Source organism: Adhaeribacter radiodurans, from assembly GCF_014075995.1.
Classification (GTDB): Bacteria; Bacteroidota; Bacteroidia; order Cytophagales; family Hymenobacteraceae; genus Adhaeribacter; species Adhaeribacter radiodurans.
Window position 1 is genome coordinate 101,911 of record NZ_CP055153.1, and the last position, 13,850, is coordinate 115,760.

General features: G+C 42.1%; 6 protein-coding genes and 1 pseudogene. 4 read left to right on the forward strand and 3 right to left on the reverse strand.

All coding sequences use genetic code 11. The annotated features are described in order from the left end of the window. Nucleotides 1-4 precede the first annotated feature (4 nt). A complete protein-coding gene (locus HUW48_RS01100; RefSeq protein ID WP_182413918.1) occupies nucleotides 5-2,410 on the reverse strand; it encodes an ABC transporter permease in 2,406 nt (801 codons plus the stop codon). A gap of 1,064 nt (nucleotides 2,411-3,474) precedes the next feature. Here HUW48_RS01100 and HUW48_RS01105 point away from each other — a divergent pair. Then, nucleotides 3,475-4,607: pseudogene (locus HUW48_RS01105) on the forward strand (DmpA family aminopeptidase). Further along, a complete protein-coding gene (locus HUW48_RS01110; protein WP_182413919.1) occupies nucleotides 4,591-5,448 on the forward strand; it encodes an aminotransferase class IV in 858 nt (285 codons plus the stop codon). The pseudogene HUW48_RS01105 and the gene HUW48_RS01110 overlap by 17 nt, the downstream one beginning before the upstream one ends. 186 nt (nucleotides 5,449-5,634) lie before the next feature. On the opposite strand, the gene HUW48_RS01115 is transcribed toward HUW48_RS01110, so the two are convergent. Continuing rightward, nucleotides 5,635-7,089, reverse strand: coding sequence for a PKD domain-containing protein (locus HUW48_RS01115; protein WP_182413920.1), 1,455 nt, complete (start codon nucleotides 7,087-7,089; stop codon nucleotides 5,635-5,637). Nucleotides 7,090-7,913: 824 nt separating this feature from the next. Further along, entirely contained in the window at nucleotides 7,914-8,555 is a 642-nt protein-coding gene (locus tag HUW48_RS01120; RefSeq protein WP_182413921.1) for a response regulator, read from the reverse strand. A 371-nt stretch (nucleotides 8,556-8,926) separates the two neighbouring features. Here HUW48_RS01120 and HUW48_RS01125 point away from each other — a divergent pair, with 371 nt between their 5' ends. Together HUW48_RS01125 and HUW48_RS01130 are read left to right on the forward strand one after the other, a co-directional pair. Continuing rightward, nucleotides 8,927-9,124, forward strand: coding sequence for a hypothetical protein (locus tag HUW48_RS01125; RefSeq protein WP_182413922.1), 198 nt, complete (start codon nucleotides 8,927-8,929; stop codon nucleotides 9,122-9,124). Nucleotides 9,125-9,584: 460 nt separating this feature from the next. Further along, nucleotides 9,585-13,616 carry a GEVED domain-containing protein gene (locus HUW48_RS01130; RefSeq protein ID WP_182413923.1) on the forward strand — a complete coding sequence of 1,344 codons (4,032 nt, stop codon included), beginning with the start codon at nucleotides 9,585-9,587 and terminating at the stop codon, nucleotides 13,614-13,616. The last annotated feature ends 234 nt before the right edge of the window (nucleotides 13,617-13,850 follow it).

Below are 13,850 nucleotides of genomic sequence, written 5' to 3' on the forward strand. Positions count from 1 at the left end.
CTATTTACTCACTGCGTAAAGCCTTTACCGGGTTAGATACTGCCGCTTTAAGCGAATGCACGCTAATGGTAGCCAGAGCAATAAGTAAGGCTGCTCCCGCGGCAATACCAAAAATCCACCACGAAATAGAAGTGCGGTATTCAAAATCCTGCAACCACTGGCTCATGCCGTACCAGGCAATAGGCCAGGCAATCAGGTTAGCTACTAAAACCAGTTTCACGAAATCTTTGGAAAGCATTACCATAATGTTGCCCACGGAGGCTCCTAAAACTTTGCGGATACCAATTTCTTTGGTGCGCTGCTCAGTGGTAAAGGAAGCTAAGCCAAACAAACCTAAACACGCAATAAAAATAGCCAACCCAGCAAATACCGCGAAGATGCGACCTAGACGTATTTCGGCCTGGTACTGGCTTTGCAACCGCTCGTTCATAAAAGTAAAATCGAAGGGATGTTTGGCGTCAAAAGCATTCCATTTTTGCTCTAGTTTGGCCAGCGTACCGGGCAAATCAGCGCTTTGCACTTTTACCACCAGAAACGTAGCGCGGTTAGAGCTGGCATTAAATATTAAAGGCTCTACCTTCTGGTGCAACGACTGAAAATTAAAATTTTTGAGTACACCTACTACCACGCTGCCAATAGAATCCTGACCGCCATAACTAACCCGTTGCCCCAGGGCATCTTCGGGTTTTTGCCAGCCAAAGCCTGCTACGGCTGCTTCGTTGAGCATAATAGCCCGGGAAGTGTCGGTAGCAAAGCTTTTATCCAGAAAACGGCCCGCTTTTAATTCTAAATTAAAGGTTTTAGCAAAATCAAAATCGGCCGGTAATACAAACCCGATAATCGAATTTTCCTCGGAATTACCTTTTCCTATGGGGCGCATAGGAGCACGCCACCAGTTATCGTCGGCGGGGATAGAACCCGTAAGCGTGGCTTGTTTTACATCTGGTAATTGCAGCAAATCTTCTTTTAAAGTTCGGGATTTTTTAAAATCCAGGTTGCCCGGGATGTTCACTACCAGCATTTGCTCCTGGTCAAAACCCAGGCGTTTATTCTGCACGTACTGCATTTGGTTATACACTACGGCCGTACCCACAATCATGGCAATGGAAATAGCAAACTGCAACACTACTAGCCCTTTGCGCAAAGAGGCGCCATTGGTACTACCCCCAAACCGGCCTTTTAAAACCTGCACTGGCCGGAAACCCGACAAGTAAAAGGCCGGATATAAACCGGCTACTATGCCGGCAAAAAACGTTAGGCCCATTAACCCCAGCCATAACCCGCCATTCGTCAAAAAATTGATTGTAATAAACTTGCCGGATAGTTGATTGAATAAAGGCATCGCCAGGTACACCATTACAATAGCCAGTATTAAAGCAAAACCCGAGATAATCAGCGATTCGCTCAAAAACTGCCGGATTAATTGGCTGCGGGTAGCGCCTACTACTTTCCGCACGCCTACTTCTTTCGAGCGGTTCTGCGAACGGGCCGTAGCCAGGTTCATGAAGTTGATGCAGGCCAGTAAAATAATAAATAGTGCTAAAGCCGAGAATAAGTACACATTTTTAATGTCGCTCACCGGAGCTATTTGCCCGCCGTACTCCGCATTTAAATGCACATCTAATAAAGGCTGAATGTGCAGCGATGGCGGCGGCGGATTACCGGGTTGGTTGGGTTGGTATTTTTTAGTAAAAGCGGGTAATTTTTGTTCAAAAGCAGCGGCATTAAAGTGATCGTTTACCAGAATATAAGAGGCAAACCCGTAAGCGTACCATTGGCTCAAAAAGCCGCTGCCTACTAAACGCATAGGCACCAGAAAATCCGGACGCACCTGGGTAGTACGGGGTATCTCGGCCAGAATACCGGTTACTTTTAAAGTGTTAGCTGATTGGGTTTCGAGTTCTATAATTTTACCCATCGGGTCTTCGGCACCAAAATACTTTTGGGCCAGTTCCTGGCTCAGTACAATGGAGTTGGGTTCGTTTAATGCGGTTCTAGAATTTCCGGCAATTAACGGATAATCAAATATTTGGAACACCGTAGAATCTACGAAATAGCCGTTGGTTTCGTAGAGCGCCTTATCGTTGTACCGAATCAGGGACTGGTTACCGGTACTGAGGAACCGGACAAATTGCTTTACTTCCGGGTAGTCTTGTTTGAGCTGCGGCGCAATGGCCGGCGAAGTTATAGCCGCTTTTTCTAAGGTACCGCTGTTATCCACGGTAATCGTGAGCCGGTAAATATTTTCGGCTTTGTTGTGGATTTTCTCAAAAGAAAGTTCGTCTTGCACAAATAATAAAATAAACGTGCAACAGGCAATACCCACCGCCAAGCCAGCAATATTTATAAAAGAATACCCTTTGTGGCGGAGCAAATTTCGCAACGCGATTTTTAGATAATTTTTTAACATATTTTCTAATTAAATTTTTTATGATGGCTGATCGGGCAGTTAAGTAATCAGAAACCTTCCGGCTTAGTTTAATAAAGCAAGCACATTGATGCCTTTGCTTAACCCTACTTTTAATAATAAAAATGCCACATTTATATCTTATTGATTTGTAGGTGATTATAGCTTTATTTTCGTGATTTAGCTAGAAAAGCGTTCGCTTTTGATACAACTTTTTGTTCAGTTTTGTAACAGGTTTAACTAAATAAAACCACGGCTTTTAGCTAAGAATAAAATACTTGCCGCACGTATTCTTGATAATAGATAAGTAGCAGAGAATCAAAGTGCCACGCATAAGAAGAAAGCTCTTAATGCTTGTTTAAGTATTTGAAAATGTATTGGTTAAGTGGCAATCTCCCGATTAGATTGTACCAGCGCCCGTGTTAAGCATAGCGTCACTGGTGCTTATTAACAAAAGTCAGTCTCCCGACTGACGGGTATTTAAACTAGTATTTGGTGCCATTGCAATAGATATTGCTGCCGGAACGAGCCGATAGCGTGTGCTTTTTGAAATTTAATAAATTCTGAGCCATAAACTCGCTTCAGCAAAGAGGTTAAGTTTCGCCAGTCGGGAGACCAATGTCATTAAGTTAAGCTAATCGAAAGAAAAAAGTCCCCCTTTGAAGGGGGTAGGGGGATGATTAACCGTATTGGATTACGTTTTCTTAAAGTTTTCCATTCCTTAACTTAATGACATTGGAAAGGAGACTGGCTCTTGTCTGTTCGTTACCAGTCTCGCTGCGCTAAGACTTGCGCCAGAAGTTGCCAGAGTTAGTTAGAGTCTGTAAAGGCAAAAAGATTTACCAGGATGACGGGTTACGAGAAAAGTCCGCGGCCACTTTTCTAGAAATTTATAAATATTCTTCCGGTAAATACGCGGATAGTTTACAAGAGAAAGCTGGGACGATTTAGTTAAATATTCTACTTATATTAGAAGGTATTATTTAAATTTATTTACTAAATAGAGCGATATTTTTAAAATTTAAAAATATCGCGAAAAATTATCTTTAGAATACCTCCTGTTGTCCATGTCTAAAGTCTTTTTTTTACTTTTATTATTTACTATGGTAAGTTCGGTACAGGCCCAGGAGAGAAAGCGCGCCCGCGAATACGGCCTGAAAACTGGTATTTTACCTACCGGTAAAAACAACGCTATTACCGATGTGCTCGGCGTAAAAGTAGGCCACGTAACTTTAAATAACGGCGAAAGTATCCGGACGGGAGTAACAGCGATTGTGCCGCACGCGGGTAATTTGTTTCAGGAGAAAGTGCCGGCCGCCGTGTACGTAGGCAATGGTTTTGGTAAACTGGCCGGCAGTACGCAAGTACAAGAACTAGGCAACTTAGAAACCCCTATTTTACTTACCAATACTTTAAACGTGGCCAATGCCATGAACGCTCTGATTAGTTATACGTTACAATTGCCGGGCAACGAAAAGGTGCAATCGGTAAACGCGCTGGTCGGCGAAACCAACGATGGTTACCTCAACGACATTCGCGGTAGGCATGTAACCGAGGCACACGCGCTGCAAGCTATTCAACAAGCCAAAGACGGACCGGTGGCGGAAGGAAACGTGGCGCGGGCACTGGTACGGTTTGCTTTGGTTTTAAAGGCGGTATTGGCACGGCTTCGCGCCAGGTTAAACCAGAACAAGGCGGCTACACCGTAGGCGTGCTGGTACAAACCAATTTTGGCGGCGTATTGCAAATTAACGGCGCACCGGTGGGCGAAGAATTAAAAAATTACCTGACCGAACAAATGAAAGCTAAAGCCGATGGCTCTTGCATGATAGTGGTAGCCACCGATGCTCCCGTGGACGCGCGCAACCTGGAGCGGATAGCCAAACGAGCCATGCTGGGCTTAGGCAAAACCGGCGGCATTGCGGCTAATGGCAGCGGCGATTACGTAATTGCTTTTTCCACGCATCCCAATTTACGCATTCCTCATAATTCGGAGTCAAAAACGCAAACTGTAACTTTACTGCGCAACGATGAGGTAACACCTTTGTTTCTGGCTACTATCGAGGCTACCGAAGAAGCTATTTTAAATTCGCTTTTTAAAGCTGAAACTTCAACCGGTCGCGACCAGCATCGTATTCCAGCTTTACCCATTGATCAAACCCTTAAAATTTTAAAAAAGCACCATGTCCTCCAGCCCTAACCTGTACGTTTACCACCACGGCGAAATAATTTTACTGCAAGATGCTTTTTTGCACATTAGCGATTTGGCGGTGCAACGTGGCTACGGGATTTTTGATTTTTTTAAAATTCAAAACAACGTGCCTTTATTTCTGGATGATTACTTGGCGCGTTTTTATGAATCGGCTAGGCTCATGGATTTATCGGTACCTTTTGCGCCGGCAGAGCTTAAAAAAGTGCTGTATCAGTTAATGGAGAAGAATCAAATACCAGAATCGGGCATTAAAATGGTTCTCACGGGTGGTTATTCTGAAGATGGTTTCACCCCGGCTGCTCCTAATCTGATTATTACCCAGCAACCCGTTTCTCTGCCCCCCGCAGAAGTGGTAGAGCAAGGCATTAAAATTATTACATATTCCTTCGTCCGGGAATTGGCGCAGGCTAAAACCATTAATTATACCACCGGCATCCGGCTAATGAAAGAGGTAAAAGCCCAAAATGCTACGGATGTTTTATACCACCACAACAATGTAATAACCGAGTTTCCGCGCTGTAATTTCTTTATTATAACCCAAGATAACCAGGTACGCACCCCGGGGGAGGATGTGCTGAAAGGTATAACTCGTAAAAATGTACTGGAACTCGCCGCTAAAAAATACCCCACTGAAGCAGGAGCCATAACCCTCACCGATCTCGCCCAAGCCAAAGAAGCTTTCCTGACCAGTACTACTAAACGCATTATCCCTATTGTGCAGGTAAACGACCAGTTGATTAGTAATGGCAAACCCGGTTCTGTAACACTTGATTTGCTACAAGATTTAGCAGCTTTAGAAAATCAACAGGCAATGCTAAACGTTCTATAAACTTTATTGAAAGCAGTTGCATTACAATATCTTTTTTTCTTTTGTATAGCATAGCATTACCTACGGCCTAACCAGAAAAGAAAGAATGGTGAAAGGATGAGCTAATTATTAAATAAATAAAAAAGACGCTCCTGTGGTTAACAAACCCAGGAACGCCGTTTGGCTAAAGCAGTTTAGAAAAAGTAATTAGTGGTTATAGTATACTTTGCCTTGAGTATTGTTGGTGAAGGTGTTAACAGTTTCTACATCGGCATTTACCGTAACATCGTCGCCGTTTACATGAATTCCGTAGCCGCCGCTATTATTAATGGTGGATTTCCGGATAGATAGGCTACCACCATGGGTTACTGTAACGGCTGCTTTTATTCCACTAATTCCGTCACCACCAGCATAACTAATTTGTACATTCTCCATTATATTATTAGCACTTCTGGGGTAAATAATTATTCCATTCCAGGCACCCGTGGCTTTTGTTACTCCGGTAAAAGTAATTTTTCTTTCAGCAGTACCTATTGCTTTTAAATAGCCAGCGCTAATATCAAAATAAGTATCGTCGGCTACTTCAATCGTTACCCCTGGCATTAGTTTCCAGCCGGTTTCTACCCCTATAAACTCCACAAAACGGTAAGGCGTGTTATCGTTAAAAGCTGGCCAGGTAATTTCAGCGGCGCCCTCTATGATGGAGCGTTGCACTTCGATTACGTTTTTGCCATTGTTGCTGCTAAAAACCGATGTGGCATCTAGTTTAGGCACGTTGGCAGCATAGGTAACCAACGGAGCGGCGGCATTATTTTTAAAAGTATTATTAGCAAAAGCTACCAGCAAAGAACCTTCGTTCAGGAACATACCGTTGGCCCCACTTTCGGCGATAGTAGTGTTGTTTATGGTTAGGCGGGCCCGGTCGGCTAAGGTTATGGCGGCTCTTACTCCGCTTATTATTTCTTCGCTACCGGCATATAAAACTTCCGCCTGAGAAATTTCATTTAAACTATTGGTAGAGTAAATTAAAATACCCGCCCAATGGCCCCGGTTGGCTAGTTTACCGGTAAATTTTACTTTCTTGTTCGCCTCTCCTTTAGCTACGAAGGCGGCATTTTCGTTTACAAACATAAGAGCATCCTCGGCAAAGGCTATTACTACTCCTGGTTTAATCGTCAGGTCGGCGTCTACGTTAATATCATCATTTACGTAATAATCAGCTGCGTTCGGATCAGGCGTGCGATCTTCCAAAACGGTTACGGCCTCAATATCAGTAAGAACGATTGGCGCAAAAGTAACTGAAACCAGTACTTTATCTTTGGCAGTAACATCTCCGGCCGTTATTGTTAATTCAAGTTCGTATTCTCCTGGTAAATCGGGGATGAAGCTAGGATTAACCGTGTTGGCGCCAGTAAGAGTTACCTGGCTGTTGGTGGGTTTCCGTAAAAAGGTCCAGGAATACGTTACCGTGTTGTTTTCATTATTATTGGCGGTGCTCCCCGTTAAGGTTATTACTTGACCTGTATTTACAGCCTGGTCGGTGCCGGCATTTGCGGTAATTACCGTAGGCTTAGGATTGGTAGTTTTATCTTTCGTCTCGCAGGACTCTAATAAAAGAGTTGCCGCTAATAAAAACAAGGGTAATCTTTTAATCAATGACATAAGGCTAAGTTTAGAAATGAATAATTAAATTTTACAGGATTGTGTTTTAGATGGAAATTGGATTAATTGGAGTATGATTAATTTTTTTATTTACTTTTTTTAAAGAAGAAAAACAAAGTTTAACTGCAGTGGTATCTAAAAGGCGCGGTGTAGAATTAAATATTCTAAATAGAATTACTGATAAATAATGGGTATTAACCTCAATTTTCAACCTTTTGAGTTGTTTAGGGAAGATAGTAATAGCCTCCTATTAAAGTATTTTATCTAAAAATAAACTTGAGAGATGATTTGTCTTCATGTGTTTTTATTTTGTATTAATTTTATATTATTATGAAGACAAAGTTATAGTGTGAAGTAGGAAAAAACTTATGTAGAAACTACCAAAATTAAAATTAAGTAGTACTACGTAGTTCTGTTAAGGCTGGGAAAATGAAAACAATAATGTAATTACAAAGGGAACAGACCTGTTGTCCTGTGAGCTAAATTGGAGTATTGTTATTGAAGGAGAATTTTAAAGTAATCTGTCTGCCATGTAGCAGGTTCCGTAAATCCGTCCCTTCTGAAAACAGGTTTAAAGCAGGTGTAGCTGTTCTGTTTTAATAAACATAAAACTGGCGCGAGGGTCTGGCCTCGTGGTTAACTATGTGGTAGGCATCTGGCCGGGTAAACGGATGAACGGTACTTAAGAGTAACCAAGTAAATTTCTACCGGCTAGAAGCCAGGCGGTATACATCACGAGCGAGGACGCTCGCGATAGGAATGGAAAATACCCTTCGGATGGGATTAAAATTTAGATATTTCTTCCGTTAATAAGTCAAGGCGCTTTAATCTATCAAGCCTCTTTTTATAGCTTCTTTTACCAGCGAAACCGTGTTTTTGGCTCCAAGTTTTTGAGTTAGGTTAAACCGGTGGGTTTCTACAGTACGTAAGCTCAGAAAAAGCTTATCGGCTATCTCCTGATTGCTGTTTTCTTCGGCAATAAGTTTTAAAATTTCTTTTTCCCTTTTCGTAAGCGGAATTTCGAATAAAGACCGTCGTTGGCCAGTGATGCTTTCCTGTAACAGTATATTTTTTATTGCCTCATCTATAAATTCTTCACCCCGGTTTACTGCTTTTATAGCTTTCAACAGAGTTGCTAAATTGGCATTTTTTAGTAAATAACCGGAAGCGCCGTTGCGCAAAACTTGTTTTACGTATTGCGATTCGGCAAAACTGCTAAAGGCAATTATTTTTACCTGCCGGTGTTGCTTCAGAATTTGTTTGGTTAAATCTACCCCATTTACTTCCGGCATCTGAATATCCAGAATAATTATATCGGGTTGCTCGTGCTGCAAATACTGCAGCAATTCCTGACTAGAAGTAGTTGTAAAAGCAATATTTACTTCAGCCGAATCAGCAAACATGGCCAACATTCCATTTATTACCACCTGGTGATCGTCTATAATGGCTAGTTTAACGCTGCTCATACATTTCAATTAAATAAAATTATTCAGGAGGAACAATTTAAATATTCAATAAGCCTCTCAAAAAATAAAATTTAAATTTTTTATGCAGCAGACAACCTTTTAAGATCCTGTCTGGTCTTACCTAAAAATTTGATCCTAAATCAAACGGAAGTAGGAGAACATATAGCTGAAAAATTTCTAAAGCCTGCGTCTTATTTAAAGTAAACGCGTCTTTCTATAAAAATTTAGATTAAAGAAAAAATTTTGTAAAAAATATGGTAACAAAATAAGATACTTTGGTATCTAAGTCAGAGATTAAGGTTAGCATTAAAAATAAATAATAAACTAATAGAAAATTATACTTTAAACTCCAATTAATCCGTCCAAAAACTATGAAAAAAGTACAAGCCTCTTCTGTTCAAGAGGTTCTAAAAGGTTCGTTGCCCCTGTTTCCTCTTCGTCCCATTCACTTAAAAGAAAACAAGCTTGTTGTATGGATAGTAGATACCTTTCTATCAACAATTTTACTTTCCATTGTGGTAAGCTTGATGCCAGGTAAAAGAGCTCCTTTCACTTATTGTTGTTGTTAAGGAAAACCTGTTTTTACGGGTATTCTTCGGCTAAAACTTCGTTTAACCAACCTTGCAGAGCCTTAACCAAAAGGCGCGTTTAAAGGAAATTACTGTTAAAGGTTAATGGACTATTTATAGAATGTTACAAAAGCGAGCTTTGTCCGGTTCTTCCTTTCTGCAACGCCTGGAATAGTACACGCTTCTTAATTTTTACGGTTAATTCTATAGAAGTAAAAGTTGGTTATGAAACCAGTCTCGTGTCTCTTTTAATCCCTGACCTGCTGATTTATTAATCTAGTTTATTTTTTAACCATTAAACCAGAGTAAAATTTGGTTACCGGTTATCTGTGGCCTTATTTCTAAAATAGCTATTTATAAAAGTATGGAAATGAATTGCTTAAGTTATTGACGCTTAACCTTAATCTATAACCCTAATCTACCATTTAACCCTTTTCCAATCCAAAACAATTAACAATCTATGAAAAAGTTTAACCTTACACTATTACTTATCATCTTACTTTGGAGGCTAGGTGGTTCTGCCTATGCTCAGAAGCCCATTTATCTCGGAAAAATTAAGGATGTAGCCGCAACCTATAAGCATAAATCTACGGTAGCGGCAAAAAGTAGCAGCGGTCCGGAAACACATATCAGCTATTCACGGTCAGGTAAACCACCTTTAAAACTTAAACTAAACGCTAGTAAACAGGATGGAACAGCTGAATTCTTTTATGGCGAAGTGTTTAATACTAAGTCCAGTAGCTTTTACTTGAAAATCACCAATTCTGAAGTTTCAGGTTCTATAATCTTATTAAAACAAAAAGAGTTTTATCGTTATTCTACTATGCCTGATGGCTCAGTATACCTGACAGAAGAGGATATTGATAAAGTGTTATGCGTAGGCCTGCCGAAAGCCACGGAAGAACAAAAAACAAAAAAACAGAAAGAACAGGAAAGAATTCAAGGCCGAACCAGACTAGCAGCTACTGCTGCTGCCATTCCTGCCCTGGAAAGTTTACCTGGGGTGGGTGCTGTGGTGTACCTTGACTTTGATGGCCAAACGATTACCAATACTATGTGGAATAGCGCCTATACCCAAGGTAAACCTATTGTGGCGGAACCCTCTACTTATACAGCAACCGAAATAGCTGGAATTTGGAAACAGGTGAGTGAAGATTTCCGACCCTTTGCGCTAAATATAACTACCAGCGAAGCTGTTTTTAATAAGGCACCGGTTAACCGCCGGATGCGGGTGATTTTTACTCCTACTGATTATTTTTATACGGATGTGGCGGGAACAGCTATACATGGCTCCTTTGATGCGGGAGGTACCTCCTTTGGCGAACAGCCTTGCTGGGTGTTTACTTATGGCACCAATTATATATTAGCCGGAAGGACCGGTTCCCATGAAGCAGGGCATACCTTAGGTTTAAGTCATGATGGCCGTATCTCTCCGTACGAAGAATATTTTCAGGGGCAAGGTGCCTGGGCTCCTATAATGGGTGGGGGGCGACACCTGGGTGTCACTCAATGGAGCAAAGGCGAGTACCCTTCTGCCAATAACCAGGAAGATGATCTGAATAAAATAGCTACTCTGAATGGATTTAGCTATCGTGCCGATGACCACGGCAACAGTATAAACACCGCAACGCCGCTAGTAAAAGATGCCAATGGTAATGTGTCGGGATTGGTGAATAAAGGTATTATCTCCACTCCAACCGATGTAGATGTTTTTACTTTTACTCACAATGGCGGCCCAATAGCACTTACCGTTAATACGGAATTAAGTTTTTCTAATCTGGATATCTATCTTACCCTGCGTAACCCAACTGGTACCGTTGTAGCTACGGCCAATCCTGCAACCTTAGCCGCTACCCTGGAGACTACCTTACCAGCCGGAACCTATTACCTCACTATTGATGGAACTACCGGAATATTAGGAGCTAATTCAGACTACGGCTCTCTCGGAGGATACTCCATTTCCACTAAAGATTATGGGGTGCCTTTATATGCTATGGGTTGCTACAAGGGAGAGGAAATTAACAATTTTAGTTTTAACACCTTATTCAATAATAATTCTGGTTGCGGTGGCGGAACGACAACCGGATACACCAATTATGCTCCTACCGGCACTTTTACTACTTCCGTGAACAGAGGTCAAAGTTATACTATGAAGTTGCAGGCTGGCGCAATCTATCATCAGTTCTTTGGCGTATGGATAGACTATAACCAGGATAAGGATTTTGATGATGCCGGTGAATTTGTATATGCCTCTCCTAAAGCAGAAATAAGTGTTATTACGGCTAATATCACAATCCCAGCAATTGCAGCTTTGGGTAACACGCGTATGCGGGTAAGAAGCATCTCAGATGTTCCTATTACGAGCACCGAATCCTGCACTCTAATCCATGAAGGGGTAGGAGAAGCAGAGGATTATACCATTACCATAGTAGAACCAGTAAGTGCTTATTGTACACCTGTTTATACCATTGGTTGTCGCAATGATGATTATATTAATAATTTCAGTTTTAATAATTTAGTTAATAACAACACAGTTTGTGGTAGCGTAACAGCAAACGGATATACAGTTTATGCCCCTCGTGATACCCGTACCACTTCTGTGAACAGAGGCCAAAGCTATACTATTCAAATGCAATCTGGTGCTTTTGCAGAGTACTTTGGCGTATGGATAGATTATAACCAGGATAAGGATTTTGATGATCCTGGTGAATTCGTGTATGCCTCTCCTTCTACTGGAACGGGTGTTTTTACGGGCAATATTACCATTCCTGCTACTGCTACATTAGGTGCCACGCGTCTGCGGGTGAGAAGTAGCTACGAAGAGCCTATGACAAGCACAAAATCCTGCAAAGATATTTTAAGCGGGGAGGCAGAAGATTATACCATTACTATAACACAATCGGTAAATCAATGGAATGCCCGGTTCGGAGGCTCTGGCACCGATGCTTTTTCAACGGTTATCAAAACTTCTGATGGCGGCTATTTATCTGGGGGTTATACTACTTCCGGCATTAGCGGCGATAAGAGCCAAAACAGCCAGGGTAAAAACGATTACTGGATTGTGAAATCGGATGCTGCGGGTAAAAAGCTTTGGGAAAAACGCTATGGCGGCAGCAGCGATGATTACCTGAATACCATTATTCAAACTTCTGATGGCGGATACCTCTTAGGCGGTAGCTCTCTCTCTGGCGTAAGTGGAGATAAAACTCAAGCCAGCCGCGGCGATCGCGATTACTGGGTAGTAAAAGTTTCCGGAACCGGGATAAAACAATGGGATAAACGTTTTGGCGGCAGTGGTTACGACGAGCTGAAGAAAATGCTGCAAATCACTAATGGCAATTACTTATTAGCTGGTACCAGCAGTTCACCGGCGGGCGGCGACAAGAGTCAGGGCAGCCAAGGCGGACAAGATTACTGGATTATTCAAATTAATGCCAGCGGTACCAAAGTTTGGGATAAACGCTATGGTGGTTCCTCCAACGAAAACCTGGAAGGTTTAGCACCAACCTTGACCGGTGGCTTTTTACTGGGTGGTAGCTCGGCTTCGGGCATTAGCGGCGATAAAACCAAGAGCAGCTGGGGTGGCAATGATTTCTGGCTGGTTCGCATTACGGGCACCGGTCAAAAAGTTTGGGATAAGCGTTTCGGTGGCTCGGAAACCGATGATTTAATGGATCTGGGTAGCACTGGCACTTCTACAGGTAACTTCTATATTGCCGGTCATAGTACTTCGGGCGTGAGCGGGGATAAAACCCAACCAACCCAGGGCGGTAAAGATTTTTGGATGCTGAAAATCAATGGCAACGGAGATAAGATTTTTGACAAGCGTTTTGGCGGGAGCCAGGACGAAGGATTACGGTCTATTATACTCACCCAAGATGGCGGTTACTTGTTAGCTGGCAGGTCACAATCCGGTGTTAGCGGCGACCGCACACAAGCTAGCCAAGGTAGTAATGATTACTGGATTGTAAAAACCAGCAGTACCGGTATGGTGCAATGGAATAAGCGTTTTGGTGGCAGTGGAGAGGATGAACTTCGGGCAGCCTTCCAAACCAGCGATGGTGGTTATGTATTGGGCGGTAAATCCAACTCGGGTGTAAGCGGCGACCGTACTCAACCCAGTCAGGGCGACATGGATTATTGGCTGGTAAAAGTGGCCCCGGTAACCACGCCGGTTCCAGTAGTAACTCAGCCTGCTGCTCCCGTAGAAGAAACAAAACAGCTAACCAGTAAAGTAGATTTAATTGCGTATCCAAACCCTTTCTCCCATAAATCTACGGTTCGGTTCTCTATACCCGAAACGCAAACTATAACGGTGAAAGTGATCGATAACCAAGGCCGGGAAGTGGCTGTTTTGTTCCAGGGCGAGGCAAAAGCCAACCAAGAGTATGAAGTAGACTGGAAGGTACAAAATCAACCGGCTGGTATTTATTTATTAGAACTGCAAACTCCGGCCAAACGCTACCCTTTTAGACTAATGCGGAGTAATTAAGATTTTTAGAAAATTTAAAAAGCCGGATAGAAAAGTTCTGTCCGGCTTTTTTGATGTCTCCAATTTTCAATACGGCTATTATGGATGATGATAAATATGATTGCTGTTTAAAGTACCCTTATTAAACTACTTGAAGATTAATACCAAAGTGTATAAAGTAAATGCCTAAGGGCTTTTCTTTGGAGATTTGCAAAGACTCCAAAGAAAAAGGCAAATGAGTTTAAGTATTTTAAA